General features: G+C 37.9%; 1 pseudogene. It reads right to left on the bottom strand.

The annotated features are described in order from the left end of the window. Positions 1 to 491 (bottom strand): annotated as a pseudogene (locus CQA44_RS12935) (hypothetical protein); the annotation flags it as partial.

The raw sequence follows: 491 nt of genomic DNA, 5'->3' as shown, positions 1-491 counted from the left end.
TCAATAGTTCCTGTTGAAGCTAAAGGAATGCTTTTGTTTCCCGGACCAGAAGAGGTAGCATAAGAAGCTTTTAATAAATCACAGAATGTTCCTCTATTTTGACCACCAAGATTATTTGGTTGAAATTCTAATGTTCCTCTTGAGCTAATACCTAATATCATACCACAATCTCCTTTTGAAGGTGAGCCTGGTTTTGTGCTATCAGCAACATTTCCTACAGGTGCTATTCCATTTTGCTGATCAACATTATAAGCCGCTAAACGATTACCACCAACAATCCATCTACTTCTATCTAATCCACCAACTTCAATTAACCATTCACCCCAAGTAATCATATTACTTTTAGTTGGGTCATTTGGAGCTGGAACTTTGCTTGCTGTAGGGTCAATATTATCTGCAAAAACTTTAGCAACAACTGCCTTTTGAACTGAAGCTAAATCACTTCTTGCTGTTGCAACTTGTGCATCTGTCCTTGTAGCAACAAATCTTGG

The sequence above is a fragment of the Helicobacter sp. MIT 14-3879 genome (genome assembly GCF_003364125.1).
This window is presented reverse-complemented; position numbering and strand designations above follow the sequence as displayed.